Origin of the sequence: Mesorhizobium sp. M1338 (assembly GCF_040318045.1) — a bacterium.
In the GTDB taxonomy this organism is placed as follows: Bacteria; Pseudomonadota; Alphaproteobacteria; order Rhizobiales; family Rhizobiaceae; genus Mesorhizobium.
Map to the genome: position 1 here is coordinate 13,886 of NZ_JAMYLL010000048.1, position 26,275 is coordinate 40,160.

Sequence of the window (26,275 nt, forward strand, 5' to 3'; positions counted from 1 at the left end):
TAAGAATGCCATGACCAGAACCCTCCCCGCCACCATGGCCGCCGTGCTGCTCACCGGGCACGGCGGTCCGGAAAAACTCGTCTACCGCGGCGACGTGAAAGTGCCCTCGCCTGCTCCTGGTGAGGTGCTGGTGAAAGTCAGCGCCTGCGGGATGAACAACACCGATGTCTGGGTGCGCCAGGGCGCCTATGGCACGGAAGAGGACGCGGCCGCGGTGTCGACCTGGCGGCGCCAGGGCAACACACTGAGCTTCCCGCGCATCCAGGGCACCGACACTGTCGGCACCATCGCCGCCGTCGGCGAAGGCGTTTCGCCTGACCGCATCGGCGAACGGGTGATGGTCGATTTCTCCATCTACAATCGCGACGACGATTCGCTCGCCGACATCGACTATATGGGCCACGGCCGCGACGGCGGTTACGCCGAGTACCAGGCCGTGCCGGCCGAGAATGCCCATGTCGTCGACACGGACATGACCGATGTCGAACTCGCCACCTTCTGCTGCGCCTATCTGACCGGCGAACAGATGCTGGAACGCGCGGGCCTGAAAGCCGGCGAACGCGTGCTGGTCACCGGCGCCTCGGGCGGCGTCGGCTCCGGCATCGTGCAATTGGCACGGGCGCGCGGCGCCATTCCCTATGCCATCGTCGGCAAGGGCAAGGAGCAGGCGGTAAGCGACATCGGTGCCGAGGCTGTCATCACCCGTGGCGTTCCCGACCTGCCGCAAGCCGTAGCGGAGGCGACCGGCGGTCAGCCGATCGACGTGGTGGCCGACCTCGTCGGCGGCGCCATCTTCAACGACCTCCTGCGCATCCTGCGACCCGAGGGCCGCTACACCACCGCCGGCGCGATCGCCGGCCCGGTCGTGCAGCTCGATCTCAGGACCATGTATCTGAAGCAGTTGCAGCTGCATGGCTCGAGCCAAGGCACGCGCGCGGATTTTCGCCGCATCGTCGGATACATCGAGGCGAAGAAAATCCGGCCACTGGTCGGCGGCGTCTACAAAGCTCTCCGATTTCCACCATGCGCAGGCGGATTTCATCGCCAAGGATTTCGTCGGCAAGCTGGTGGTGGTGCCGGATGCGATGTGGGGTTCGGCTGGCTGAATAACCTATGCCTCAACACTGCCTCGATGCGGAAATGATTGCGCCGTCCGAAACCAGCACGAAAAATGGCCGGGCTCGAATACGGCCCGGCCAAAAGAAGGTCAAAACCTTCAGAGGGGAACACCGTCCGGCGGAATGGGAGGAAACCGCCGAACGATTTTACCTATTTGAGCTTATTTCGACGGCTTGGCGACGAATGGAATTCCAAAAAATATCGGAAACGACAAAAATTCGTGCTCAGCGGCCCTCACGAGCCCGCGGCTCCGGTCTCGAGCAGATCGGCATAGTGGCGGCGTGCTACGTCGGGATGTGAACGCAGCCGGCTCTTGAGCACATTGGTCCCGACATCGCGAAACAACGGGTTGTCCGGGTCGCTCGCCGGTCCGCGCGCCTGTGCCGCCAGTTCCTCGGAAAGGCCGAGAAGCGGGATGGTGGCATCCAGCCGCGCGCTGAAGAAGAAGGGAACGGAAATCCGCTCGACGCCGGCAGGCGGCGTCACGACCCGGTGCACGGTGGCGCGCAGGTAGCCATTCGACGCCAGTTCGAGCAGTTCGCCGATGTTGACGACCAGCGTTCCGGGGAGCGGGTCGACATCCACCCAGCTTCCGTCATATTCGACCTGCAGACCCTTGTTGTCGTCCTGCAGCAGCAGGGTCAGGAAGCCGCCATCCTTGTGCGCGCCGACGCCCTGATCGCCTTCGGTCGCGTCACGGCCGGGATAGCGCACGATCTTCATGCGATGGTTGGGTGAGTCGCGGTAGATCGCGTCGAAGGCATCCTCGGGCTGATCGAGTGACAGCGCGAAGGCCTTCAGCAAGCGGATCGCCACCGCCGTCGCCTTAGTCTGCCATGCCAGCAGCGCCGGCTTGAGCTCCGGCAACGCCTGGGGCCACTGGTTCGGCCCTTGCAGCCGTGTCCAGGGTGCTACTCCCGGCCCTTGCGCTATGGGCTGACGCTCGACACCGATGTCGAGTTGCTCGCGCCAGTCGGCCGTGCCCTTGGTCAGCTCGCCGCCGGCGCGGGTGTAGCCGCGAAACTGCGGGGATTTGACCATTTCGATGGCCAGCTTGTCGGCTTCGGGCAATGCGAAGAACCGGCGCGAGGCATCGAGCACGTCGTCGATCTCCGCGGCGGAAATTCCGTGACCGCCGAGGTAGAAGAAGCCGACGTCCCGGGCCGCCGTGCGCAGGTCCAGGAGAAAGGTGCGATGCTCGGACGCACCTTGTTCGAGACGGCTGAGATCGAGCACCGGCACTATTCTGGGCATGGTCGGGTTCCTTCTTTTCTCTGCCTTGCCTGGGAGAGGTAGAAGCGACCACAGGCAGGAGATCCGAGCACGGATCGCGCCTCCAAAGTGGCACGCGGTGACCGCCGATCAAAGCAACGGGCACGCCAATCTGGTCCGAATGGAAGAACGCCGGCGCTGCGAATCATGGCCTGTCGGCAAATAATGTTCCAAGCTGGTCTTTTGCCCGCAATGCATCGCGCGTGGCCGTCTTTCGTGCGCGACATCGTCCAATGGTGAGCGTGGCCGAAGAGGATCGGCAAGCGCCTAGCGGAACAGATATTTCGACACTTCCGGGTTTCCGCGACGCCACATCACATTGTCCAGGAAGTAGTGGTGCACGTTGATGAATATCCACGCTATGAAGAGGAAAAGCGACGAGCCGAGCACCTGTTTGTCGTAGGGGACCAAGGCGGTCAGCGCCATCGGCACGAGCCAGAAACCAAGCGCGCCAAGGATTGTGCCGGCGACGATGAATGCCAGCACCCGCAGCCTGTACAGCGGTCCGACAATGGACAGGACCTTGAGCTCCGGATCCCTGGCGGCATCCGCGCGGTCGCGCTCGACATTGGTCTGGTAACGCCAGACCACCGCCAGGTACTGCAACGAATGGAGCGCCGGCACCACGAGCAGCCAAAGCGGATTTATCGTCACGAACAGGATCCAGGCATAAAGCGTGACGACGTAGGCGACGACGCCGTTATACGGCAGCGCGCCACCATGCTTGCGCCAGCGATTGACGAACATCACGACGGTGGCCGCCGAGGAAGCAGCGGCGACCGCCAGCGCGATGTTGAGGAGCCATGGCGGGACAGCGAATGTGTAGTAATCCAGGCCCCAGAACTGCCGTTCGGTGATCACCGCGTTTGTCTGGAGCCAGGCGAACAGCCAGACGGCATAACCGTTGAACAGCAACACCTTCTTGTCCTGATCGCTGAAGAATTTGCGTTTCAGCACGGCGTCCACCATCAGCATGCCGTAGCCTTGCTTGACGTAGTGCCAGCCCACGAAAAAGCCCATCGCATTGGTGGCATATCCCAGCAGGCGAGCGTTCCCGGTTACCGAGCCATAGGCAAAGAAAGCGCACATGATCAGCGGGACGAAAATGCCCGCGAAAATGTAGCGAAGCTGGAGATTCCTGTCGTACCCGTCACCGCGCACCTTGCTCGCGAAATTGCGATAGAAAATCTGGTAGGAATGGGCAAAGTGCGGCTGGTTGATGAGATGGGACAGCAAAAACGCGGTCAGCGCCACGAGACCTTCGTATCTGAGAGGCACAAAATAAAGGACCGGCAGGATCACGAGCGCGCTCCCGCCAAGCATGAAAAAGTCGATGAACGGACCAAAGAGATATTTCTGCGGAGCGACTGAGACCGGGGCATCCGCCGAAAGGTGAAGTGCCATGCTGCCTTCTCCCTGTGATCGTTTATTTAGCCATCGACCTGATTGCTCGGCAAGGTCCCGAACGTAGGGCTCCGAACTCAGGTTAACAAAAGACCTGGCGACAGCCAGTTCGGCGGCAGTTTTTGTGTCGGCAGCTTTTCACGATAGGAATTTTTTCTTGATTCCGTGACCTCAGCTATGGTACATCTTTGTCCATGGTGCTGATTTGCGCCAGTGACCCGCCGCGCAGGCGGGTTTTTCGTTTCCGTCAGCCAACGCGCCGGCGAAGGCTGCGAAGGAACCCGTTAACCCGAGTTCGTTCTCCTGGCCAGCTACTGACGATAGAACGAACCACCGAATGGAGACGGCTCGGCCAAGGTTCGCTATGCGCCTGCAACAATCCATATGATTGGCGTCGCTAGCATTGAAGCATGTCGTCAATCCCGTAATGCCAAGCCAGATGGATGGCGGCCAGTCTTCAGATGGGGATCATGCCGGCGCAGAAATTTGCGTAGCGGCAACTCGAACCGAATGTACATCCGCCAAGCGAAAAGAACTGATGTAGCCGTGCCGATCACGACGATAAGGTCTGGGGGAACCGGAAAAGCGGTCCACACCATCAGAAGCAGCGTTATCGGCAGAGTGTGGATCAGATAGAGCATATAAGAGGCATCACCGAGAACCGTCCAGACGCTCGGCTTAGCGTCGATCTGCATCGTGCCGAAAACGATCATCGTCGCCGGGAGACCGTAGACCAGTACGCGCTGGAAGCCGTTATCGCCCTTGAGGAACTCCAGCGTCCCCCCTCCCGGCGCTATCCCAATGAATCCGGCGGCTATCATCGCCGCGGCACCGACCGGCAGCCACCACACAGCCGGTTTCCACCTAGGTGCATAGGCGAGAACGACGCCAAAGCCGAACTCGATGATCAGGGGGTTGCCAAGAAACTGCAACAGCGGACCCGCCGAGCGAAATATCATTGCGAGGCCGAAGATACCGACGAGTCCCGACAACAGTCGCCGATCGATGAGGACGATGGTCGCGGCGGCGTAGAACAGCATTTCGAAGCACAGCGTCCAGGCCGCTGGCAGTGCCGGCGCGGTCATTTGATCGGTAGCGGGCCACAGCAAGAGCGTCGCCACAGCGTCCCGCCAGCCGAAGCCGGTTTTGTAGGCGACGATCGCATAGGGGATGCTGATCAGCAGGTAGAGCGGAACAATGCGCCGGAATCGCCTCCAAGCGAAAGATCGCCAAGTCAGACCAGGTGCCGTCTTAGCAATAATCACCCCTGATATAACAAAGAAGATGTCTACGCCTGCGAAGCCGACCACCTGAAAATCGTGAGGTAACAGGCCATTAGATCCAGTGGCCTTGACGGCAGTCTGGGCTGCGTGGACATATACGACCATCAGCGCGGCAACGAAGCGAAGTATTTGCAAAGACCATATCAACAGGGCGAGTCCTGACTATTGGCCGCCAGAGTTTGGTATGGCCCCACTAAGGAACCGCGGCAAAAGCATGGGGACGCGCTTAGCGTAATCGTCGTATTCTGGGAAGGTTTGTCGAAGGATAGCCTCTTCATTTCTTACACGCCTATACTGCAAAAGAAATTGAAACGCGCTCAGTGCGACCATCAGCAGCGACAGATGCGAAAGGACCATCCCGAGAACGAATACCGCCTCACAGATGTAAAGCGGATGCCGGACAATCGAGTACGGGCCAGTGGTAACCAGGCGACGAGCTGTCGCCATGAGAGAGAAGGAACGGCCCAGCCAATAAAGACAGAAAATCGAACTGGCTGTACCGATGAGGATCAGGCAGAGGGCCGTCACTTGCGCCGCCCCATTTTGCAATGCCGGCGTCAGGTTCAATGCGAGCAGGATCATAAATGTTCCAGCTACCGCGGTTACTCTCGGTTCAATTCCCTGCGCAGTTCCCTTCGGCGGAAGGCGGGTGATGGTCATCACAAGCAGCAGCAACAGAAACACGGTTGACGCCAGTTGAGTGACGATTGCGAGCGAACCTGCTGAGTTATCCTGATGGAAATAGCGGAACAGAGGTATCGCGCTGGACGTCGCCATAACCGTCATGACAAAGACGATGGAAATACGGCCAAAAAAATCCTCGTTCAACATTTTCATCCTCCTCTAAGCAGTCATTGAACCATCACTTCCGCGCCCCGACAAGAAGATGGTTTCCAAAGAGTTAACGGCTATGCCGTCTCAACTTTTGATTAATCTGTCCGGCCTATCGTGGCCAAATGCCAAATCTTCGTGCTTCGTGTCCCGGCGCCGATCTCAATTGTGATTTCAGCCATTGCGATGATTGCACTCAGCCCTCACAGCGCAACGTTTGCGTTTTGGTTGGCGTTGCCTCTAAATGCGGCTGGCTGGCCCGCATTTCGCTTTCGCATAGCAGAGCGGGCTGCCGCCGTTCAGTTAAGCTGATTCAGGATTCCAGAGCTGCTCGCCAACACCACACTTTCGTAGATCAGCAGCAGTAGCGTACAGATCGCCGCGACCGAGATTGGCACGCCGAACGGCACAACGCCTTTGCGGTCGAGATGCTGAACGTAGACGCGGAAGGCGCCTGCGGGCAGCAGGAATGGATTTTTCATGGCCGCTGCAGTGATTAGGGCGAAAACCAGTAGCAGCATGGAAAACACGATGAGGTCGTTGCCGCCGGTCAGGAAAGGGATGACCGCCATCAGCTTGACGTCGCCGGCGCCGATCTTGCGCAAGAGCCAGAACGGGAACAACGCAAGAAACAGCACTAGGCCGGCAGCCGCGCTCAAGCCCATATCCCACCAGGATCCGGCCAAGATCGATACGAACTGAAGCGATCCAATTCCGAGGCACAAAAGCAGCAGCACATCGCGGTTGGATATTTTCTGCGTGGTGAAGTCGAGCCAGGCAATCCTTGCCAGCAATGGGATGGCAAGCGCCTTGAGCAGCAGCGATGCGGCAAGCAACATCTTATCGCTCGATGTTCTGCACGCTGGACGACAGAAGCTTCAGATTGTTGGCGACGGTCGGATCGTTGGGCGCCAGTTCGTAAGCCTTGAGGAAATTGCTGCGTGCGTCCTGCAGCTTGCCGCGCAGCAGATAGGAATAGCCGACATTGTTGTAATATTCGGGCGTCGCGCCGACCAGCTTGGACGCACGGGCATAAGCCCGGTCGGACAGATCGAAACGGTGGATCCGGTCGGTGCAGGCGGCCAATCCCATCCAGGCACCGCCGTCGTTGGGCGCCAGTTGCGTCGCCTTGAAGAACAAGGCGCCGGCATTGCCGTAGTTTTCCGCGCGGAACTGGTTCTTGGCTTCGGCCACAGCCTGGTCGGAGGCATAATATTCGACGTCACTGACCGTCTTCAACCCGTCGAACGCGTCGCCAAAGGACGTGACATCGCCTTTCGACGGCTCGTTGGTGCGGACGACACCGTCTGCTATGTCCGCCGTCTGGCAGCCAACAAGTGCCATTATCAGCAGACTGGCTGCGGCTGCGACTGCGAGGCGCACTGGCCCTGTCATTTTTGTCCCCCAAGAGTCGTCCGACTCTTTTTTAGAATCAAAGCATATATCCATTTAGAAGAAAATGCCCTTCATGCGGATGATAACCGGCAACATGATCACCATCATCACCACCGGGAAGATGCACAGCCCCAATGGAATCATCATTTTGACAGGCAGGGAGTTGGCACGTTCTTCAGCATGAAGAATTCTCTGACTGCGCATCTCTTCGCTGTAGACCCGCAAAGCGTCGGTCAGGCTAGTACCGAGTTCTTCCGACTGCCGAAACAGCACGGCCAAGGCCCGCGCTTCATCAAGACCGATTCGGTCGGCGAGGTCACGCAGCGCCTCGCGCAGCGGCTTGCCGGCACGCAACTGCAGATTCATGATGGCGAGCTGGATGCCGAGCCATTTATGAGTGCCGGCCAGTTCGCTGCTGACGCGCTCCACTGCCGCCTCCAGGCTCATGCCCGCGTCGGCACAGGTGATCATCATATCCATGAAATCGGGAAAGGCGCGGCGATAGATCTCCTTTTGCGCATTCTCGAACCGATCGAGCAGGATGGCGGGAACCACGATGCATGCGAGCCCAAAAAGAGCGGAACCGGCAAAACCTATGAAACCGGGCAATTGAGGTGGGAGAACTCGTGACAAGAGCGCATAAGCAGCCAGAAAGCCGGCACAGACGGCGCCAAGCCGCGACAAGGTGTAAATGAGCGGAGCGCTGGCCTGATAGAAGCCGGCTCGAAACAGCTTCGCCTCAAGTGCATTTGGTTCGTCCCGTTCCTTCTCCATCGACCGGAAATAGGCGTCGACCGGCCGCTGCGCGGAAATCTTTGCAAGCAGTTCCTGTCCAGCGAGCGAACGGCGATCGGCGATCCCTTCCGCCATCAGGCTTTGCGCGACCAACGTCCGCGTCTGCAATGCCGGCAAGAAGACAAGCGCGCCGAACAGAAACAACGCAACCGCCGCCACAAAGACGGCAGCTGAGATCAAAAAGCTCAGATCCTGGATGTTCGAAAACAAGTTTTTGCTTCGCTCCCGTCAGAAATCGAAATTGACCATACGGTACATGATAAAGTCGCCCAATAGCGCCCACAGCCCGAAAATCGTGAACACTGGCAAGATCATCGGACTGCCCCAGACGGCGCCGTAGTAGGACGGGGCAAGCACCTGAAGGATCAGGAACATAACCACCGGAAACAGTGAGATGATCCACGCGGACACGCGGCCCTCGCCCGAAAGCGCCCGGATCTTCATTCTGAGTTTCTGCCTATCGCGCAGCACCACGGAGAGATTGGCCAGGATCCCCGTCAAATTGCCGCCCGTCTTGGACTGGATCGACAGCGACACCGACAGCAGATGAAGGCCTTCGAAACCCACGCGTTGCGACAGCTTCCGCACGGCCTGCTCTATGCTCAGACCAAATGTGATTTCATCGGAAACAATGCCGAATTCGGTGCCGAGCGGATCCGGCATCTCCCGCGCTACGAGCCCGACCGCCACCGAAGCCGGATGTCCGGCTCGCAGCGAACGGACGATCATGTCGAGCGCATCCGGGAGCTGTCTTGCAAATTTCAGAATTCGTTTGTTGCGGGCGCGGCGGAGAACGAAAAGCGGCAGGCCGAATCCGACCACCAGAAAAACGATGAGCGACACCAAGGTAGAGAAGTGCAACAAGATCGACATCAGCAACGCAAGTGCCAGTCCAGCGCTGAGAAACGTCGCAGCGAAAAATATCGGGTTTCCAGTAATACCGGACTGAGTATAGAGCCTGTTCAGCCAGATCATGCCAAATAGAAAATCACCCGACTCCGTCAGCCCACGTTCGCGCAGCAATCCTTGCAGGGTCTGTTCCGCTGGCGCTTCGTCAGCCAACCGCCTCAGCCGATGGTTGATCACGCCAATCCGCGACCGGCGACTGGCAAATGAAAGATATAGTGCCTCTCCGGCGAGAATGACCGAGGCCGCCGCGAGCATGTAGATGAAGTACAGCAGAGCTTGACCCGTCGGCATCAGAGGGCAACCTGCGGATTGAAGGCATCCTTGGCGAAATGATGCCCGAGCGTCGCCGCCTCCGGAGCGAAGCGCGGACGGACACCGGTTGCGCGAAAATCTCCGACGACCTTGCCGTCAGCTGTGACCTCTCGGCGGACGAAATGATAGATTTCCTGAAGCTGGACGACATTGCCTTCCATTCCGGTCAGTTCCGATATGGACGTGACACGCCGGCCGCCGTCCGAAAGACGCTGTGTCTGGACGATGATGTCGATGGCGGATGCGATCTGCGCCCGGATTGAATCATGTGTCATCGGCATGCCCGCCATGCCGACCATCTGTTCCAGCCGCGAGATCGCGTCGCGCGGCGTGTTGGCGTGGATGGTGGTCATCGAGCCTTCATGGCCCGTGTTCATCGCCTGCAGCATGTCGAAGGCTTCCTCGCCGCGCACTTCACCGACGATGATGCGATCCGGCCGCATGCGCAAGGCGTTTTTCAGCAATTCGCGCTGGCGTACCTCACCTTTTCCCTCGACATTGGGCGGCCTTGTCTCCAGCCGCCCGACATGTGGCTGCTGCAATTGCAGCTCCGCCGCATCCTCGATGGTGATCAGGCGTTCCTTGGACGGAATGTAGCTCGACAGAGCATTGAGCAAGGTGGTCTTGCCGCTGCCTGTACCGCCCGAAACCAGGATCGATTTGCGCGCCTGGACAGCGATCCGCAGCAGTTCGATCATGGGCGGACGGATCGAATTGAATGCCATCAAACGCTCGAGCGAATAGGGATTTTTCGAGAATTTGCGGATCGATACCAGCGGGCCGTCGACCGAGACCGGCCGCACCGCGATGTTGACGCGTGAACCGTCCTCCAGCCGCGCATCGACCATCGGCGAAGATTCATCGACACGCCTGCCGATAGCCGAAACGATCTTGTTGATGACGCGCAGCAGATGCGCCTCATCCCGAAACCGGATCGGCGTTTCTTCGACCATGCCACGCCGCTCGATAAAGACACGCTTGTGGGTGTTGATCAGGATATCGGTAATGGAATCGTCCTTGAGCAGCGGCTCGATCGGCCCGAGACCCAGCATCTCGTCGGCGGTGTCGCTGGTCAGTTGATCGAGTTCGCGCGCATTCAGCGGCACCGCACGAGCGCGAACGAACTCGCGAACGATCGGACGGATCTCATTCAGGATCTCATCCTTGGAGGCAATTTCAAGAGCGGTCAGATTGAAGCGATCGATAAGGTGGCGATGAAGCTCGACCTTGAGCGTCAGGAAATCGTCACCATAGGATTCGATTTCGGCTACCGGAGATAGTGCTGGGACAACAGCCAGCGCTGCAGTCGGCTCGGCTCTTGCCTCGACCTTGTCGCCTGGCCCCTTGATGAACCGCCCCAGCATAATTGCTTATACTCCCCTTAGATTCGTATTAGCGGAAACTAAACGTTAACCACCGGGCGCACAAGCGCCCGGACACCCCCCGCACAACCAATACTTTCTACATAGTTAAGAGCACGGGCCTGAAATAACGTGTCTATTTGATATGCCTGCCCGTTCGCGGTCAGAGCGTCGACCCCACTTTCCGCGCCCGTCTGTTCTTCGGCGGCAAACCGCTCCGGAAACACCGCTAACCCCTTAGATATAAAGGAATATGCATTATAGCTAATGCTTCCCTAATTTTGCCACACCCACGGCGAAATTGTGAACGAATGGTTAAGGACGATCGAAAAATGAAAAGAATCAACCTCTTGGTAAGATCTCGGTTTGCAATCGTCTTGCCGAATCACATATATGAAAGTTAAGGAACTCTTAATGTCATTTGACTCTGCAATTTCTCGGGACCTAGGATCGAGATGACGGGGGATGCTTGGGTATGGAGTACATCCTTGGCTCTGTCTCGTCGGGTTCAAACCTCCAAAGGGAGAAATTGACATGAAGAAGCTCATGACGATGACCCGGCAGTTCCGCGACGATGAAAACGGCGCTGCCATGGTCGAATACTCAATCCTGATCGGCATCATTGCCGCAGCATCGATCGTGGCGGTTATCGCTATCGGCGGATGGGTCGGCAGCCAGTTCACCGGCCTTTGCACGAAGTTGAACGGCAAGGGCCTCGACGCTGCTGGCACCGGCACTGGCGCTTGCGTCCCAGGTTGATCAGGAGAGATAGCCATGAAGCGGCTTATCGACGTAGCCAGGCAGTTCCACGACGATGAGAACGGCGCTGCCATGGTGGAATACTCAATCCTGATCGGCATCGTCGCAGCAGCATCGATCGTTGCGGTTATTGCCATCGGCGGATGGGTCGGCAGTCAATTCACCGGCCTTTGCGTAACGATGAACGGCAAGGGCCTCAAGGCCGACGGCAGTGCCGGTGGCACTTGCTAGAGCTTTCTGGGCCGGAATCGCTCGATTTCGGCCCAGAATTTCGCGATATGACGGGGCTGACATTCGCCCGGCGGGCGATGGTGGGGTGGAAAGATGCGTGTCAATACACTTATCATGATCGTTCTCGCCGGCGTGTTCGGCGTGCTGGCGGTGGTGCTCGCCAATATCTGGTTGGCCAGCCAGCGCAATGCCATGGCGCGGACGGATGACGTCCCGCGCGATACGGTCGTGGTGGCTGCCGTCGCCTTGAAGTTCGGCGACACGCTGTCCGCCGACAAATTGCGTGAGGTCGCATGGCCGGCGGGCGCGGTTCCGGACGGCGCTTTCAAAACGACGGAAGAACTCTTGACGAAAGACCTTCCGGCCGGCGGAGGCAGCAAGCAGGCGTTGCAGACGATCGGCATCAACGAACCTGTGCTCGCCACCAAGATCACCGGCCCCGGCCAGCGTGCCACGCTTTCGGCGGTGCTCGGCGAAGGCATGAAGGCAGTATCCATCCGGGTCAACGACGTCCTCGGCGTCGCCGGCTTCGTCTTCCCGGGTGACCGAGTCGACGTATTGCTGACGCGAACCGAGCGCGGCGGCGATGGCGACGACAAGAGTTTCGTCGACGTGCTGCTGCAGAGCATGAAGGTGCTTGCCGTCGACCAGGTTGCCGATGTGAGCAAGGATAGCCCGACCGTCGTCAAATCGGTGACGCTCGAGGCCAGCACCAAGGATGCGCAGAAGCTGACCCTGGCAGCCGGCGCCGGCCAATTGTCGCTGGCGCTTCGCCAGGCCGCCGCAAGCAAGGGCGAAACAACCGAACGTGTGACGCTTTCCGACCTGACCGGCGAAACGCCGGCCGATGTCGCCGCCAGGCAGGCCGAACTCGACAGGAAGGCAGCGGCGGAAGCCGAGGCCGCAGCCGAGCGCAAGCGCGCCGAGGACAGGATCGCCGGTTTGACCCAGGCCGTGGAAAAAGTGGGAAGCCGCCTCGACGAACTGGGCAAGGTAAAGCCGGCTCCGGCTGTGGCATCTGCGCCGCAGGTGAAAGAAGTTGTCAAGGAAGTGGTCAAATATGTGCAGCCGGAACCACCGGCGCGGGCGACAGTCGGTGTCTTTCGAGGTATAAAGCTCGAAACATATGATGTGCCGCGACAAAAATAACACCGGCATAGTAGGATATGTGGAGTCCGAATCAGCCGGCGAGGGGGTAGCGTAAATGCGCGTGTTCTGGGGATCACCGGCCGCTGTTCTGGCCTTTTTCTGTGCGTTGCTGTCGTCGAGCCTGGCGGCCGACGCGGCCGACCGTTTCATCGACGTATCGACCCCAAGCGTCCATCGTATCTTCCTGCCGATGTCGCAATCGGTGACGGTCCAGGTGAGTGCCAATCTGGGCGATATCGTCGTCGGCGACGAGAAGATCGCCGATGCCCAGCCGATGACCGACCGCACGCTTTATGTCATCGGCAAGGGCGCCGGCACAACCACGGTCAATCTTTTCTCCACGGACAAGCGCTCGCTCGGCGCCCTCCAGATCGAGGTCGGCGTCGATGTCAGCGACATGGCGCAGGCGATCCGCCAGGTGGCGCCGAAGTCGCGCATCGAAATCGGCTCGGTCAATGGCAAGGTGAGACTTGGGGGCCATGTCAAGGATGGCGCCACGCTGGCGTCGATCCTGGAGGTGGCGCAGCAATATGGACCCGACGCCGTCATCAACTCGGTAATCGTAGACGACAGCCAGCAGGTCAATCTCGAAGTGCGCGTACTGGAAGCCAAGCGCAACGTCGGTCGCGATCTCGGCGTGTCGATCAGGAGCACAAATGGCAGCGGCACAACCCGTACAGGCACGGGCGTTGCAGCCGCCGACGAAGATGGCGTGGTGCTTGGCCCGGGCGATCTGCTCAGCGGCCTCTTGTCGGGCAGCAATCCATTTGCGGCTTTGATCACCCGGGTTATCGACAGCAACATCAAGGTCGACCTGATTATCGAAGCACTCGAGGCCAAGGGGGTGGTGCGCACGCTGGCTGAGCCCAACCTGACGACACTTTCGGGCGAGCCGGCCAGCTTCAACGCCGGCGGCGAAGTGCCCATCCGTGTCATCGGCACCGATGGCCAGGTAACCATCACGTACAAGCAATTCGGCGTCAATCTGCTGTTCACGCCGGTCGTACTCGACGACGGCAAGATTCATATGAAGCTGGCGCCGGAGGTCAGCGATCTGACCGGCTTCACCACCGCCGGCGACCCGATCTTCACCAACCGCAAGCTTGATACCGTCGTCGAACTGCGCGATGGCCAGAGCTTCGCGGTCGGCGGGCTGCTGTCCAGCAAGACCACCAAGCTGCAGAACCAGGTGCCGTGGCTCGGCCAGGTGCCGGTGATCGGGACGCTGTTCCGAAATTCGAGCAACCAGAAGGAAGAGACCGAACTGGTCGTCATCGTCACGCCGCATGTCGTGCGGCCGGTGAAGCCCGGCGAACAACTGGCGACGCCGTTCGACAAGACGCGGCCGGCCAACGATCCGGAATTCTTCGTGCTCGGTCAGCTTGAGGTGAACAAGGATATGATCCGCAAATACGAAACGGGCGACGGCGTCACCGGCCCCTATGGCCACATGCTGGACTTCAAATCGAAGGACAAGATGCTCTATGTCAAGAAATAGCGCCTTGATCCTCATTCTGTGCGCCGGTGCACTATCGGGCTGCGCCGCCGACTATCTGAACCATTATGATTCGGTGACGTTGGCCGCTGGCGACACACAGAAATTCAATTCGCTGCTGCAGACGGTCGATCCGTTCAATCCGAACTCGAAGAACACACATATCGAAGGCGACGGCACGCGCGCCGCCGCTGTTGCCCACAGCTACAAATTTCCGCCGCCACCGCCGCCACCGCCGGCGATCACGGTCAATGTCGGCGGGTCGGGTGTGGCACAGTGAACTGAACGGAAGGATGCGGAGGGCGCCGGGCAAGCGAGGGGCCCTGGCGCAAGAAAGCAGAGAGTAAGGTCATGTTGGGGACCATTCGTGCCTTCTGGAACGATCAACGCGGCGTAGCGATGATCCTTGTCGCTATAATGCTGCCCGTGCTTATTGGCTTTTCGCTGCTGGCCTTCGACATGAGCCGGGCGACCGGGCTTCACCATCAGTTGCAAAAGGGTATTGACGGTCTTGCATTGGCGGCTGCCGCCGAACTTGACGGGAGGTCGGATTCGATCACTCGAGCCAACCGGGCCGTGACGACCCTGCTCGCCAACCAGACCCTGTATTCAGAGCAAGGCGCGGGTCACACTCTCGCTCTGGCAGACGTGACCATCACCTTCTTGACCGGGATACCAGCCAGCGACGAGACCACATTGACCAGCGCTGGCGTCGATGCAGACGGCGTGAACTGGGCCAGCACCGATCCTAAAGTGGTGTCTTTAGCGGAAGTGACGATAAACGCGTCCGGCCTGGCGAAGGGTGCCGGTGCCTTCGCAACCATCTTTCCGGCAAGCCTCGTCGGCGGCACGGACACGATGGACATCCGGGCCCAGGCCGTGGCCGGTTTCGTTCAATCGATCTGTGAAACCGTGCCACTGTTCATGTGCAACCCGTTTGAGACGACCGACCCGTCGACCAGCAAGACAATCCAGCAGGCGTTTGCGACCGGCGATACCTACGCCCGCGAGTTCCGCGTCCTCAAGGTCGATTCCAACCCCGGCCCCGGCAATTTTGGGCTGGTCGACAACAACCTGAGCTCGCTGCGCGATGCCATTGCGATCGGAACCTCTGGCACTTGCTACGACCGCAATGCTCTCACCACGAAGACCGGCGTCACGCTTGGCCAGGTCAATACGGGTCTCAATGTCCGGTTCGATCTCTACAGCGGCTCGCTGAACAAGAACAACAAGGACTTCAATTATCGCCCTGCGAGCAATGTTCGAAAGGGCCAGAAAACCGGTTGCAGCAAGTATGACCCGGTCACCGACAACACAGCGCTGCCTCTGCCGCCCGGAACCAACTATGTCGACGCGAAAGGCATGTCAGACGCGATCGATTCTCAAGGCTTTTGGACGAACTACTGGCAGATAAACCACGGAGTGGCTTATCCAAACGTCCCGAGCGCCACCAACCCGACAGGCACCAAGACCGCTCCAGCTTCCCGATATGACGTCTACAAATACGAACTCTCGAATGGATCCTACAAGGACAAGTCGGAGGCGCCGACAAAGGAATCCGGAGAGCCAGCCTGCTACAAGGGGGACACACCAACACCCGATCCCGACCGCCGGCTGCTCAACATGGCAATCGTCAACTGCATCGCCAACCAAGAGAAGCTAAACGGCCACGTCCAAATCAAGCCGGACGGGTATGTCAGCGTGTTCATCAATACCCCGGTCCAGAAGCAGGACAACAGCAAGGACGATGATGACGCATCAGCAAACGAGAAGCCCATCAGCCTTGAGATCGTCGACGTCGATGGTGGATTTGCCGACAACACGCTGGTCGACAAGGCGTTCCGCAACGAAGCGCAGCTTTATCGGTAGCGCCATGTTCATCAAACTGAGGCAGTTCTTCTTGCGGTTCCACCATGACGAACAAGGCTCTGCCTTGGTCGAGATAGCGGTCGTCACGCCATTCGTGTTGCTGCTGGCAGCGGGTGTCTTCGAGTTCTCGAACATCTTCAATACGCGTCTGCTTCTTGAAGCTGGCGTCGAGGATGCCTCTCGGTATATGGCGCGCTGCAGCAGTGACTGGGACACTTGTTCAGGATTGGCAAAAAACCTGGCAGTCAACGGGGCCGTCATTAACGGTAGCGCGAGGGTTACCGGGTGGACCACAAGTCAGGTCACCATCACCAAGGCACAATCGCTCCAGGCGATCGATTCCGCGACCGGTACCCAGCTCTATCTCAGCAGCACCGGAACCGTCGTTGTCGCGCAGGTCAGCGCCGCATATCCGTATCCTACCCTGGGCCTCTGGTCTTATCTCGGCTTTGGCAACGTTGAGCTCACTGTGTTCCATCAGGAGCGTGTCTTGGGATGGTGATCTCGCAGGGCACGTTCTGGAGAAACCAATCCGGCGCGACAATGGTGGAGGCGGCCATTGCAATGCCCGTGCTGCTGACACTGCTGCTTGGTTTCGTCGACTTTGGCTACGCCTTCTACCAATGGAATGCTGGTGACAAAGCGGTGCAAGCCGGCGCCCGGCTGGCGCAGATTTCCGCTCCGATCGCCAGCGGACTTCTGCTCGAGGCAAAAACACCCAGCGACTCGCTGGACGTGGGAAAGGCGGTTCCAGCCAACACCTACAGCTATGTCTGTACGGCCAATGCCGCCGGAGTTGTGTCTTGCACCTGTGGAACAGGCGCCACATGCCAAAACCTCAATGTGAACCAGGCCGCTTTCGACTTCATCTTTAGCGGCAGCAGCAACCGGCCGGGAATGCTGACATTCCTGCCAACCCTTCTGAAATCCGAGGTCCAGATTCAGTATCAGGCTTCGGGCCTCGGCTACTGGACGCGCCCCAATGGGCCGGTACCAACGATCACCGTCAGCATTGAAAAACATCCCTTCCAGTTCTTCTTTCTGGCCGGTTTTCTCGGATTCGGAACCATCACCATGCCCTCCATGCTGAGCACGGTCACGGGCGAAGACATGAAGAGCACCTGGCCATGAATGCCATCAACACCAAGGTTACGCCGACCAAGCGGAAGCAGGTGGCGCTGTTCTCGTCGGATCCGAATTTCAAGCGCGATGTGGCGACGCGGCTCGATGCATTGGCGATCTATGACGTCAGGATCTCCGAGACGGGCGACTTTCTCAAGGGTCCGCCGGCGGACACGCGCCCGGGCATCGTCATCCTCGATCTCGGCAATGGCGAGTTGCTCGGCAGGCCCGGCATCGTCGAGGCGCGCGCGCTGTGGGCTGATGTGCCGCTGATCGCGGTTTCCGATGAGCTGACGTCGGAGCAGACGCGCGTGCTGGTGCGCATGAACGCCTCGGACTGGCTGCACAAGCCGCTCGACGGCAAGGAGCTGCTCAACGCGGTGACCTTCCACGACACCGGCAACCAGGGAACGAAAAGCCGGATCATCACCTTCATCGGCGCCAGCGGTGGCGCGGGCGCAACGACGCTGGCGCTGTCGGCGGCCGAGTTCCTGGCCTCGAAATCGGCCGAGCGCGCGGCTTCCACCTGCCTGGTCGATCTCGATTTCCAGAGCGCCAATTGCGGCGCCTATCTCAATCTGTTCAACCAGTTCGACCTTGCCGGCATCATCGGCCAGCCGGAACGGCTCGATGTCGAGCTGATGGACGTCATCAAGCTATCGCGCCCGTCCGGCCTCACCCTCTACGCGTTCGAGCGGCCGCAACTGCCGTTCGAGCCGCACGGCAGCGACTTCGTCTTCCGGCTTCTGGATCTCGTCGCCTACCGCTTCGACGACATCGTCATCGACCTGCCCAATCTCGAAACGCCCTGGCACAATTCCGTGCTTTCGACGAGCGACGAGATCTTCATCGTCTTCGAACTCAACGTCGCGTCGCTGCGGCAAGGCAAGCGGCTCTACAAAAAGATCCGCGAGCTGCGCGGCAACGCGGTCAGCGTCACGCTGGTCGCCAACAAGCACAAGCGCAAATGGTTCGGGAACCACTTTTCGCGCAGCGAACTCGAAAAGATATTCAAGGCGCCGCACATCAAGTCGGTGGCGCTGGACAACGCGCTTCTGACCGACGCGCTGAACAGGGCCATCCCGCCATCGGAAGTGGATGGGCGGGCGCGCTTCAACAAGGATCTGAAGCGGATGTTCAAAGAACGGCTCGATGACGCTGCCCGATAGATATCGGATCGGCCCGAGGCTCGCCGGCGCCTGCTTGCTCGGCGTGGCGCTGGCGCTGTCCGTGCAGGACTTCGCCGAGGCGCGATCGGTCGAGCGGCCGCCGCTGCCGGCGATGGGCCCCAGCCTGCGCAAGGCCGTCGCTTTCGCAACCGCCGAGCAGCCGGGAACGATCATCATCCGCAAGGACGAGAAGGCGCTTTACCTGGTGACCCGCCAGGGCCAGGCGCTGCGCTACCAGATCAGCGTCGGGCGCGACGGATTTGGCTGGACGGGCGTCGTCAAGGTGGGGGCGAAGACCGAATGGCCGGAGTGGCGCCCGCCCCGGGAAATGCGGGCCCGCCAGCCGGAGCTGCCGAAAATGGTGCCCGCCGGTCCCTACAATCCGCTGGGCGCAAGGGCGCTCTACCTGTCCCGCGACGGGCGCGACACGCTCTACCGCATTCACGGCACCAACGATCCGTCGGGGGTCGGCTTCGACGGAACGTCAGGCTGTTTTCGGCTTACCAACACGGATGTGATCGATCTTTTCAAGCGCGTCGCGGTCGGCGCAAAGGTGGTGGTCCAATGACGACGATCAGCGAACCGGGCCTGCCCGCGATCGACATCGGAAACCAGGAACAGCGCGAACCGGTCGCCGTCGAGAAACCCAGCAAGGCAAAAACGATCGGCATTCTCATCGCCAGCGGTGCCTTGCTGCTCACCGCGGTCAACATGGCGGCCGCGATCTATCTCTATCGCGGCATGAGCGACCTGCGTTTCGTCGAAGCGCGGCTGGAGCAGCTTGGAGCGTTCGAGCAGCGGATCGCGGCACGGCTCGACACGGTCAACAACGGCTTCCAGAGCAGGTTCGAGAAACTGGACAGCCAGTTGCAAGGCAGCTTCAACGAGGTCAATGGCAGCATTGCCCGGTTGGGACAGAATGTGCCGGCCGCCGGCGGCGAGGCCATGTCGAGCGCGGCGGAACCGCCCGAGATCACCACCAGCACGCTGGCGGAGGCGCCCGAAGCTCTCGAAGGCGACAGCGAACCTGGCGTCATCGAAGCGCCACGCGCGCCCAGGAAAAGGATTGCGCCGGCGGCGCCCCCTCCCCCAAGCTCCAACTACCAGCGCATGGAGCAGCCTGACGGCAAGGTCTATTACCGCAGGATCAATTAGACCCGGCAGGTCTGGATCTGGGCAGGTGCCGACGGTTTAGAGATCGCGCCGCAGGGCCAGGATGCGGATGGCCCGCACGGACCGATCCCGCGCTTCGGCCAGGAAAGCGATGTGGCAGTATGCACAGGCCACGGTGCCCAGAAGCAGCACCAGGCTGTTCTTCAAGGTGAAATCGATAGCCAGCGAGTACGGAAGACCCCTGGGCGACGTGAACGCCGCGATCGTGCTCGCCGTTTCAGAGTGGGTGCCGACGGCGATCATCAGCCCGGCGAGAATCAGGGCGACGTGGTTCGCGAGAAACGAGAATGCCGACCTTTTGGTGTTGCACGCCATCCAGCAGACGATCGATGCGCCAGCGAGGATGGCGGCGTCAAGGGCCATCGAGCCCCCGAGATAGACATCGACCTGCTGCCAAAGCATCGTCGACAAAGGACGCAGTTCAAGCCATATCCACCATGCGGCGGGGCTCGCCGGATAGGTTCCCAGCAAGAAGGTCGCCATGCGCTCCCCTGCCAGGATCGCAAGAATGAGAAATGGGAAGGCAAAAAGCAGAAGCGGCTTGCGTTTCATGTTCCCTCGACAATCTACCAGCCAAGATAGACCGCATAGATTGCGCAAGGCTTAACGGCTCCAGCGAAATGTCCGGCTCCGTAAGGCGGTGCCAGAGACGGTCGCCCAAATCGGCTTATGACGAAAGCCGTTCCGCATGCCATCTCAGATGGTCGTCCATGAAACTGGAAATGAAGAAATACGAGTGGTCGTAGCCGTCCTGCATGCGCAGCGTCAGCGGAATGCCGGCCTTGGCGCAGGCCGCCTCCAGAAGCCAGGGCCTCAGCCCATCATCGAGGAATCCGTCCGACGTTCCCTGATCGACGAGAAACCCCGGAAAACGGTGTCCATCCTCGATGAGCGAGGTCGCGTCGTAGCCGCGCCACGAGGCCTCGTCGTTGCCGAGATATTTTTCGAAGGCCGGCCTCGACCAGCCGGCGGTGGCCGGTTGAACGATCGGCGCGAACGCCGAGCAGCTTTTGAAGCGCCCCGGGTTCTTCAGCGCGATCGTCAGTGCCCCATGGCCGCCCATCGAGTGGCCAAAGATCGCCTGGCGCGTCATGACGGCCGGAAATTCCCGCGCGATCAGGGCCGGCAGTTCCTCGGTGAGGTAGGAGTACATGCGATAGTTCTTCGCGTAGGGCTCCTGCGTCGCATCGACGTAGAAGCCGGCGCCACTGCCAAATTGCCAATTGTCCTTCTCGTCGGGAATGTCGGCGCCACGCGGACTGGTGTCGGGACAAACGACGATCAGGCCAAGCTCCACGGCCATCCGCCTGTACTCGCCCTTGTCCATCACATTGGCATGCGTGCAGGTGAGGCCGGAGAGGTACCACACCACGGGACAAGGCGTTTCACGGGCCTGCGGCGGCACAAAAACGGCAAAATTCATGTCGCAGGCGCAGGCATCCGAAGCGTGGGAATAGACGCCCTGCACGCCGCCGTGCGACCTGGCGGCGGAGATGATCTTCATCTGTTCTGACATGTGCTTTTTCTCCGCCAATTCAAAACGCCAACCATGGTCGCCGTGTCTACGGCATCGGTCGGGATCGCGGCAACCCTGGAGGATGGACCATGATCCGGATTCCGTGGGATGACGCAAGTCACGCAAGGCGAGGCGAAGAAGGGCGGGACTGGGCTTTAAAGACCGGTCGGCGGAGAACATGTTGCTGAGGGGCGAGCCTCGCCCCCTGCGCGAAAGCCACCGCTACCGAGAGGGCGCCCAACGCGAAGTCAACGTCTCGGTCGTTCCCGCGCATCTGGTCCGGTTAAAGTTCCGCAATGTGTGAGGCGATGCTCGCCTCCATTGTCTCAACGACCCAGACTGGCGTGGTGGACACGCTCGCGGACCTCTTCGCGAGAAATGCCGGCATCCGCCAGTGTGCGGTCCGAAACCTGCCTCAAGCTCGCAAGCGTCTGGCGATAGGAAAGCCAGCGGGCGAAACGGCGTCGAAGTTCATACAACATGATCGTCTCCTTTGGGTTAGTCGAAAGCGCAAAACATCCGCGCGAAAGGCACGCGCGATGGAAAGGATTGCGCTGGCTTCTTGGCCAGTCGAGGCGCTTTTCACTGTCCCATCAAGCAGGATTGTCCAACGCCTCCAATGCCCGCATACTTGCGCGTGATGCCCACTTCGCGCTACAGCCACGGTCGCAACGAGTTTTTCATTTCTGCAAAATGGATATCGACTGGGACGATTTGAGATTGTTTCTCGACGTTGCGCGGCTGGGTGGCTTGAGCGCGGCGACGGGAACCACGCGCCTCAGCGCAGCCACCCTTGGAAGGCGCGTCACCGCGCTTGAAAAGCAGATCGGCGAGCCATTGTTTGTGCGTCGGCAGACCGGCTACCGACTGACCCCGGTCGGTGAAGAACTGCTGCGGCGCGCCGAAGACGTCGAGGCAGCAATGCAGTCGCTGACCCGCTGGCGCCAAGGAAACCTGCCTGACCGCATTGTCCGCGTCTCGGCCGGGCCATGGACCTCGGCCTTCGTTTCCGCCCACATCGGCGAGATCTGGACGGTCGATGACGGCATGAGGGTGGAGTTCGTCACCACCACCGACCGGGTCGACATCGGCCGCCGTGCCGCCGACATCGGCATCCGCAGCGAGCGCCCGACCGAGCAGTGGCTGGCCGGCCGTCAGAGCGGCAAGGTCGCTCACGCCATTTATTCCGGACGCCACCTGATCAATGGCATCGCAGCCGGGCTGTTCGTCGGCGTCACCGGCGACGGGGCAAACATTGCCTCGGCGCGCTGGCTACAAGCCCATCACGGCGACCGCATCGCCGTGCGCGGCAACAACACCCATTCGGTGCGCGAACTGGTAGCCGCCGGCGCCGGGCTTTCGATCTTTCCGTGCTTCGTCGGCGACAGCGATCCGCGGCTGGTTCGCGTCGCACAGCCCATCCCCGAACTCGAAACCGACCAATGGATCGTCACTCATCACGAGGAACGTCACTCCCCGCCGGTACGAAAAGTCGCCGACCGGATTGCCGCCTTGATGCGAGCACACCAGCCGCTGTTTCGCGGCGAGACGCCGATCCGGTAAACCGCGTGATATAGACCGTATCGGCTGGCCCCGACGCGCCGGTTGCCGTAGGCGTCGAACCGCGGGAGCGTGAAGCCTGACGACATCACACCCAGGACCACCGCGCCGATGACCGTGCCCCGATCCGGCCCACCCCCGCCAGCAAGTGACGTTCCGCCGATCACGGCTGCGGCGATGGCATCGAGCTCATACCATGCCGGATTGAGCCGTCCGCGCGCGCCGCTTAGTGACATCGTCATGCAATGTAGACTCTACGCACCATCTTGCTTCTTTCCGCCACGCGAGTCAGCTCCTCTTGTCCGAAAATGAAATAGTGGGCCCGCAGGACGTGTGAAACTCGTTGATTTTATTGGATTTTTCGTGGGGCAAAATCAGACATCCTCCCGTATCGTTCCGTATCACTCCGCGACACTTTCATCGTCAAAACTTGGCTAGATATGCGCCACGTTGATGCACGCCTGCCTTAGCCGGGACGGCCGCGTCCTGGAATGAACTAGCCGAGAGTTTGACTGGCGAGCGCATAGGTCACCGGTGCAACTGCGGCGCCGACGGCAAAATCGGTGAGGCGTTTGCCCAGCGACATCGTGAGCACCGTGTCGAAAACCGGCATTCCGCTGTGCGACAGAAAGGCGGCGAACTCGCCATCGTCCATGTGGGTGTCGATCCTGAGGAAAGATCCTGAATGGTCGGCCACATGCGGCCGGACGATCGCCACAGCGTCGGCATCGCTTTCCGCCACGACCGGCCCCACGACGTGGCCTCGCCCGAACGGCCGGCAGAGCGCGAATGCGTTCAGCCTGCCATCCTTGAAAAGACCATAGCCGGCCGAGTGTGCGAAAAGCTTTTCGATGAGTGCCGCCCGCCTCACGCCGAATCCTGCCGCGTCGAGCGCAATAGCTGCGGGAATGTCCCCTGCGCCCAAGGTCCTGACATCGCGTATGTCTCCCGGGCTACCCGTCGTCTCCAGGCCGGCGATGCCCTGGCATTGATAGACCGTCTTCTCCGGCTGGAAGTCGAGGGAGAGATAGAGCCGCCTTGCCGCCCTGGTCGCATTGAGGCGCAAGTCGCGGCCGGCTACCCTGTCGAAGACCCGCTTCATCAGCCATTGCCCCGCACCCAGTGTCTGGAGCCGCGGCGAGGTGATGACCATGCCCACGGTTGCGAAATCCGTGCCATGCGCGAACCACATGGCCGAGCCGAGAACCCGGCCGATCTCGTCGAGCGCGACGAACCCCTCTCCCGATTGGCGCAGGAATTGCCAATCCTCGGCGCGATGCGGCCATCCCACGGAGAGCGAGAGTGCGTGCAACCGGTCCAGATCGACACCTTCGATGTCGTCGATGCGCATCGAGAAAGTATCGATTTTCAAGCTCTCGGACGGCTTCAAGTCCATGCCCCTGCAAGATTTCCGCACTAAAGCGCCACGCACGGATGGCCACCCTCTGCCCGACAACGCTAATCGAGCAGACCAGTACGAATTGCTCGAATGCCGCCCAGCAACGCAAGATTCAACTGAAACACTTCCGCCTTCGGCACGCAATCGCGAAAGAACGCGCACACTCTCTCTGGAAATCTAGCAGCATATGGTCGACGGCACCGATCCGGCGAACCCGAAATGTTTTGAGGGCTGGAATGGACGTCTTCGACATCCTCGACCGTCTCGTCGCCTTTCCATCGGTCGCCGGCAGACCGAACGGCGATATCGCCGGCTGGATCGAGACCTATCTCGCGGAACACGGAACCCAGGTCACCGTGTTTCCAGGTCCGGAAGGCGATCGTTCCAATCTTTTCGCAACGATCGGCCCTGCCGATGTCCCGGGCTACATACTGTCCGGCCATATGGACGTCGTCCCCGCCAGTGAGCCGCAATGGAGTTCGAGCCCTTTCGCGCTACGCCGGGAGGGCGAACGGCTCTACGGACGCGGCACTACGGACATGAAGGGCTTTCTTGCCGCGGCACTCGCCGCCGTGCCCGCGCTGGTGGGGCTGCGCCTTGCCAGGCCAATTCACCTCGCCTTTTCTTACGACGAGGAGGTGGGATGCCGCGGCGTGCCGCATTTGATCGCCCGCCTTCCCGAGCTTTGCGCAAAGCCGCTCGGCGTCATTGTCGGCGAGCCGAGCGGCATGCGCGCCGTGCGCGGCCACAAGGGCAAGACGGCCGCCCGCGTGATTGTCAACGGGCGCTCCGGCCATTCCTCCCGACCCGATCTCGGGCTCAACGCCATCCACGCCATGGCCGGTGCGCTGAGCGCAGCCGTGAACGAGGCCGAACGGCTGACGCACGGTCCGTTCGACCCCGCCTTCGAGCCGCCCTACTCCTCGCTGCAGGCCGGTGTGATCGCAGGAGGGCAGTCGGTCAACATCATCCCCGACACCTGCACGCTGGATCTGGAGGCACGCGCCATACCCGGTGTCGACCCGGCCAGCCTGCTCGCGCCGGTCAAGGCGCGGGCCGAGGCCCTCGCAGCCGACGGCTTTCTGGTCGAGTGGACGCAGATGAGCGCCTACCCGGCGCTGTCGCTGCCGCAAGAGGCGGCGCTGGCTGCACTGCTGAGCGACCTGACCGGCGAAGCGCCGTTAGCCGCCGTCAGCTACGGCACCGAAGCCGGCCTCTACCAGGCCGCCGGCTTCGATGCGATCATCTGCGGCCCAGGTGATATCGGTCGTGCTCATAAGCCGGACGAATATATTCTTGCCAGCGAACTAACTGCTTGCCAGCGGATGATCGAAGCGCTGGGCGCACGTTGCGCGGCTTGAAGGAGAACCGGGATGACATTCCTGTTCAATTCCGATGCGCGCCGTGGCGCGGTCTTCGCCGATGCCTTTGCCAAAGAACTGCCGGACCTCCCCTTCACCATGGACGCCGCGACGGTCGATCCCGATGCGGTGCGCTATCTCATCACCTGGACCGCGCCAGAAGACCTCGCCCGCTACAGGAACCTGGAGATCCTGTTTTCGATTGGCGCTGGCGTGGACCAATTCCGCCTCGATACCGTGCCGGAACAGGTGAAGATCGTGCGTACGGTCGAGGAAGGCATCGTGCGCATGATGCAGGAATATGTGACGCTTGCCGTGCTTGCATTGCATCGCAACCTGCCGGTCTATCTGGCGCAGCAGCGCGCCGGCAAATGGCGCGATATCCCGCAGTTTCAGGCCAGGTCGCGCCGGATCGGTGTGCTCGGCCTCGGGCAGCTCGGCCAAGCCGTCCTCGACCGGCTGAAGCCCTTCGGCTTTCCGCTCGCCGGTTGGAGCCGCTCGCCGCGGCAAATCGAGGGTGTGACCTGTCTTCATGGCGAGCTTGGGCTGGAACATATGCTCGCGGCCAGCGACATATTAATCTGCCTGCTGCCGCTGACCGGGGACACGCGCGGCCTCCTGGATGCCGACCTGTTTGAGAAACTGCCCAAGGGCGCGGCGCTCGTCCACGCTGGCCGGGGGCCGCAGCTCAACCACGAGGCCCTTGTCGCCGCGCTCGACAGCGGCCATCTGTCGGCGGCGATGATCGACGTGACCGATCCTGAACCGCTGCCTCCGAGCCATCCGTTCTG

Annotated in this window: 27 protein-coding genes and 2 pseudogenes; 15 read left to right on the plus strand and 14 right to left on the minus strand. The window is 60.6% G+C overall.

Annotated elements, in window-relative coordinates; translation table 11 throughout:
• Window positions 1-34: 34 nt before the first annotated feature.
• A pseudogene (locus NKH19_RS27550) lies at window positions 35-1,106 on the plus strand (alcohol dehydrogenase family protein).
• A gap of 247 nt (window positions 1,107-1,353) precedes the next feature.
• Here NKH19_RS27550 and NKH19_RS27555 read toward each other — a convergent pair.
• From NKH19_RS27555 to NKH19_RS27595, 9 genes are all read right to left on the minus strand, one after another.
• Window positions 1,354-2,373, minus strand: a complete 1,020-nt coding sequence (locus NKH19_RS27555; RefSeq protein WP_352983164.1) for an isopenicillin N synthase family dioxygenase — start codon at window positions 2,371-2,373, stop codon at window positions 1,354-1,356.
• Between the two features lie 285 nt (window positions 2,374-2,658).
• Window positions 2,659-3,795 (minus strand): hypothetical protein, encoded by a 1,137-nt coding sequence (locus NKH19_RS27560; RefSeq protein ID WP_352983166.1) that lies wholly within the window; start codon window positions 3,793-3,795, stop codon window positions 2,659-2,661.
• Between the two features lie 416 nt (window positions 3,796-4,211).
• Window positions 4,212-5,225 carry an acyltransferase family protein gene (locus tag NKH19_RS27565; RefSeq protein WP_352983168.1) on the minus strand — a complete coding sequence of 338 codons (1,014 nt, stop codon included), beginning with the start codon at window positions 5,223-5,225 and terminating at the stop codon, window positions 4,212-4,214.
• A 15-nt stretch (window positions 5,226-5,240) separates the two neighbouring features.
• On the minus strand, window positions 5,241-5,909 hold the full coding sequence (locus tag NKH19_RS27570) for a methyltransferase family protein (RefSeq protein WP_352983170.1): 669 nt from the start codon (window positions 5,907-5,909) through the stop codon (window positions 5,241-5,243).
• Between the two features lie 299 nt (window positions 5,910-6,208).
• On the minus strand, window positions 6,209-6,748 hold the full coding sequence (locus NKH19_RS27575; RefSeq protein WP_352983172.1) for an A24 family peptidase: 540 nt from the start codon (window positions 6,746-6,748) through the stop codon (window positions 6,209-6,211).
• A gap of 1 nt (window position 6,749) precedes the next feature.
• A complete protein-coding gene (locus NKH19_RS27580; RefSeq protein ID WP_352983174.1) occupies window positions 6,750-7,304 on the minus strand; it encodes a tetratricopeptide repeat protein in 555 nt (184 codons plus the stop codon).
• Window positions 7,305-7,358: 54 nt separating this feature from the next.
• Entirely contained in the window at window positions 7,359-8,309 is a 951-nt protein-coding gene (locus NKH19_RS27585) for a type II secretion system F family protein (RefSeq protein ID WP_352983175.1), read from the minus strand.
• An 18-nt stretch (window positions 8,310-8,327) separates the two neighbouring features.
• Window positions 8,328-9,299 carry a type II secretion system F family protein gene (locus tag NKH19_RS27590; protein ID WP_352983176.1) on the minus strand — a complete coding sequence of 324 codons (972 nt, stop codon included), beginning with the start codon at window positions 9,297-9,299 and terminating at the stop codon, window positions 8,328-8,330.
• Window positions 9,299-10,684, minus strand: coding sequence for a TadA family conjugal transfer-associated ATPase (locus NKH19_RS27595; protein ID WP_352983178.1), 1,386 nt, complete (start codon window positions 10,682-10,684; stop codon window positions 9,299-9,301). The genes NKH19_RS27590 and NKH19_RS27595 overlap by 1 nt, the downstream gene beginning before the upstream one ends.
• Before the next feature lie 531 nt (window positions 10,685-11,215).
• Between NKH19_RS27595 and NKH19_RS27600 the strand changes: the two genes are divergently transcribed.
• The 11 genes from NKH19_RS27600 (at window position 11,216) to NKH19_RS27650 (ending at window position 19,630) form a co-directional block, all read left to right on the plus strand.
• Window positions 11,216-11,440, plus strand: a complete 225-nt coding sequence (locus NKH19_RS27600) for a Flp family type IVb pilin (RefSeq protein WP_064991300.1) — start codon at window positions 11,216-11,218, stop codon at window positions 11,438-11,440.
• 15 nt (window positions 11,441-11,455) lie between these two features.
• Window positions 11,456-11,671 carry a Flp family type IVb pilin gene (locus NKH19_RS27605; RefSeq protein WP_352983180.1) on the plus strand — a complete coding sequence of 72 codons (216 nt, stop codon included), beginning with the start codon at window positions 11,456-11,458 and terminating at the stop codon, window positions 11,669-11,671.
• Window positions 11,672-11,764: 93 nt separating this feature from the next.
• On the plus strand, window positions 11,765-12,820 hold the full coding sequence (gene cpaB, locus NKH19_RS27610) for a Flp pilus assembly protein CpaB (protein ID WP_352983181.1): 1,056 nt from the start codon (window positions 11,765-11,767) through the stop codon (window positions 12,818-12,820).
• Between the two features lie 55 nt (window positions 12,821-12,875).
• Window positions 12,876-14,318 (plus strand): type II and III secretion system protein family protein, encoded by a 1,443-nt coding sequence (locus NKH19_RS27615; protein ID WP_352983183.1) that lies wholly within the window; start codon window positions 12,876-12,878, stop codon window positions 14,316-14,318.
• Window positions 14,319-14,322: 4 nt separating this feature from the next.
• Window positions 14,323-14,595: a hypothetical protein gene (locus NKH19_RS27620; RefSeq protein WP_352983185.1), complete on the plus strand. Its 273-nt coding sequence runs from the start codon at window positions 14,323-14,325 to the stop codon at window positions 14,593-14,595.
• A gap of 71 nt (window positions 14,596-14,666) precedes the next feature.
• Window positions 14,667-16,184: a TadE/TadG family type IV pilus assembly protein gene (locus NKH19_RS27625; protein ID WP_352983187.1), complete on the plus strand. Its 1,518-nt coding sequence runs from the start codon at window positions 14,667-14,669 to the stop codon at window positions 16,182-16,184.
• Between the two features lie 4 nt (window positions 16,185-16,188).
• Window positions 16,189-16,686: a TadE/TadG family type IV pilus assembly protein gene (locus tag NKH19_RS27630; protein WP_352983188.1), complete on the plus strand. Its 498-nt coding sequence runs from the start codon at window positions 16,189-16,191 to the stop codon at window positions 16,684-16,686.
• The gene (locus NKH19_RS27635; protein WP_352983190.1) at window positions 16,680-17,315 is read left to right on the plus strand and encodes a TadE/TadG family type IV pilus assembly protein; all 636 of its coding nucleotides are present in this window, start codon (window positions 16,680-16,682) and stop codon (window positions 17,313-17,315) included. Before NKH19_RS27630 ends, NKH19_RS27635 begins: the two co-directional genes overlap by 7 nt.
• The gene (locus NKH19_RS27640) at window positions 17,312-18,475 is read left to right on the plus strand and encodes a CpaE/TadZ family protein (protein WP_352983192.1); all 1,164 of its coding nucleotides are present in this window, start codon (window positions 17,312-17,314) and stop codon (window positions 18,473-18,475) included. The genes NKH19_RS27635 and NKH19_RS27640 overlap by 4 nt, the downstream gene beginning before the upstream one ends.
• Window positions 18,459-19,043 (plus strand): L,D-transpeptidase, encoded by a 585-nt coding sequence (locus NKH19_RS27645; protein ID WP_352983194.1) that lies wholly within the window; start codon window positions 18,459-18,461, stop codon window positions 19,041-19,043. The genes NKH19_RS27640 and NKH19_RS27645 overlap by 17 nt, the downstream gene beginning before the upstream one ends.
• On the plus strand, window positions 19,040-19,630 hold the full coding sequence (locus tag NKH19_RS27650) for a hypothetical protein (RefSeq protein WP_352983195.1): 591 nt from the start codon (window positions 19,040-19,042) through the stop codon (window positions 19,628-19,630). Before NKH19_RS27645 ends, NKH19_RS27650 begins: the two co-directional genes overlap by 4 nt.
• A 36-nt stretch (window positions 19,631-19,666) precedes the next feature.
• On the opposite strand, the gene NKH19_RS27655 is transcribed toward NKH19_RS27650, so the two are convergent.
• The 3 genes from NKH19_RS27655 to NKH19_RS27665 form a co-directional block, all read right to left on the minus strand.
• The gene (locus NKH19_RS27655; RefSeq protein WP_352983196.1) at window positions 19,667-20,200 is read right to left on the minus strand and encodes a hypothetical protein; all 534 of its coding nucleotides are present in this window, start codon (window positions 20,198-20,200) and stop codon (window positions 19,667-19,669) included.
• A 115-nt stretch (window positions 20,201-20,315) separates the two neighbouring features.
• A complete protein-coding gene (gene fghA / locus NKH19_RS27660) occupies window positions 20,316-21,164 on the minus strand; it encodes an S-formylglutathione hydrolase (RefSeq protein WP_352983197.1) in 849 nt (282 codons plus the stop codon).
• Window positions 21,165-21,490: 326 nt separating this feature from the next.
• On the minus strand, window positions 21,491-21,646 hold the full coding sequence (locus tag NKH19_RS27665; protein WP_352879570.1) for a YjiS-like domain-containing protein: 156 nt from the start codon (window positions 21,644-21,646) through the stop codon (window positions 21,491-21,493).
• Window positions 21,647-21,857: 211 nt separating this feature from the next.
• On the opposite strand from NKH19_RS27665, the gene NKH19_RS27670 reads away from it, so the two are divergent.
• Window positions 21,858-22,727, plus strand: coding sequence for a LysR family transcriptional regulator (locus tag NKH19_RS27670; protein WP_352971161.1), 870 nt, complete (start codon window positions 21,858-21,860; stop codon window positions 22,725-22,727).
• 47 nt (window positions 22,728-22,774) lie between these two features.
• Here NKH19_RS27670 and NKH19_RS27675 read toward each other — a convergent pair.
• Window positions 22,775-22,958 (minus strand): annotated as a pseudogene (locus tag NKH19_RS27675) (ABC transporter permease); the annotation flags it as partial.
• A 262-nt stretch (window positions 22,959-23,220) separates the two neighbouring features.
• Window positions 23,221-24,120: a GNAT family N-acetyltransferase gene (locus tag NKH19_RS27680; RefSeq protein WP_352983199.1), complete on the minus strand. Its 900-nt coding sequence runs from the start codon at window positions 24,118-24,120 to the stop codon at window positions 23,221-23,223.
• 239 nt (window positions 24,121-24,359) lie between these two features.
• Here NKH19_RS27680 and argE point away from each other — a divergent pair, with 239 nt between their 5' ends.
• Window positions 24,360-25,484, plus strand: a complete 1,125-nt coding sequence (argE, locus tag NKH19_RS27685) for an acetylornithine deacetylase (protein ID WP_352983201.1) — start codon at window positions 24,360-24,362, stop codon at window positions 25,482-25,484.
• 12 nt (window positions 25,485-25,496) lie between these two features.
• Window positions 25,497-26,275, plus strand: a 779-nt coding sequence (locus NKH19_RS27690) for a 2-hydroxyacid dehydrogenase (protein ID WP_352983203.1), incomplete at its 3' end; no start/stop codon positions are given.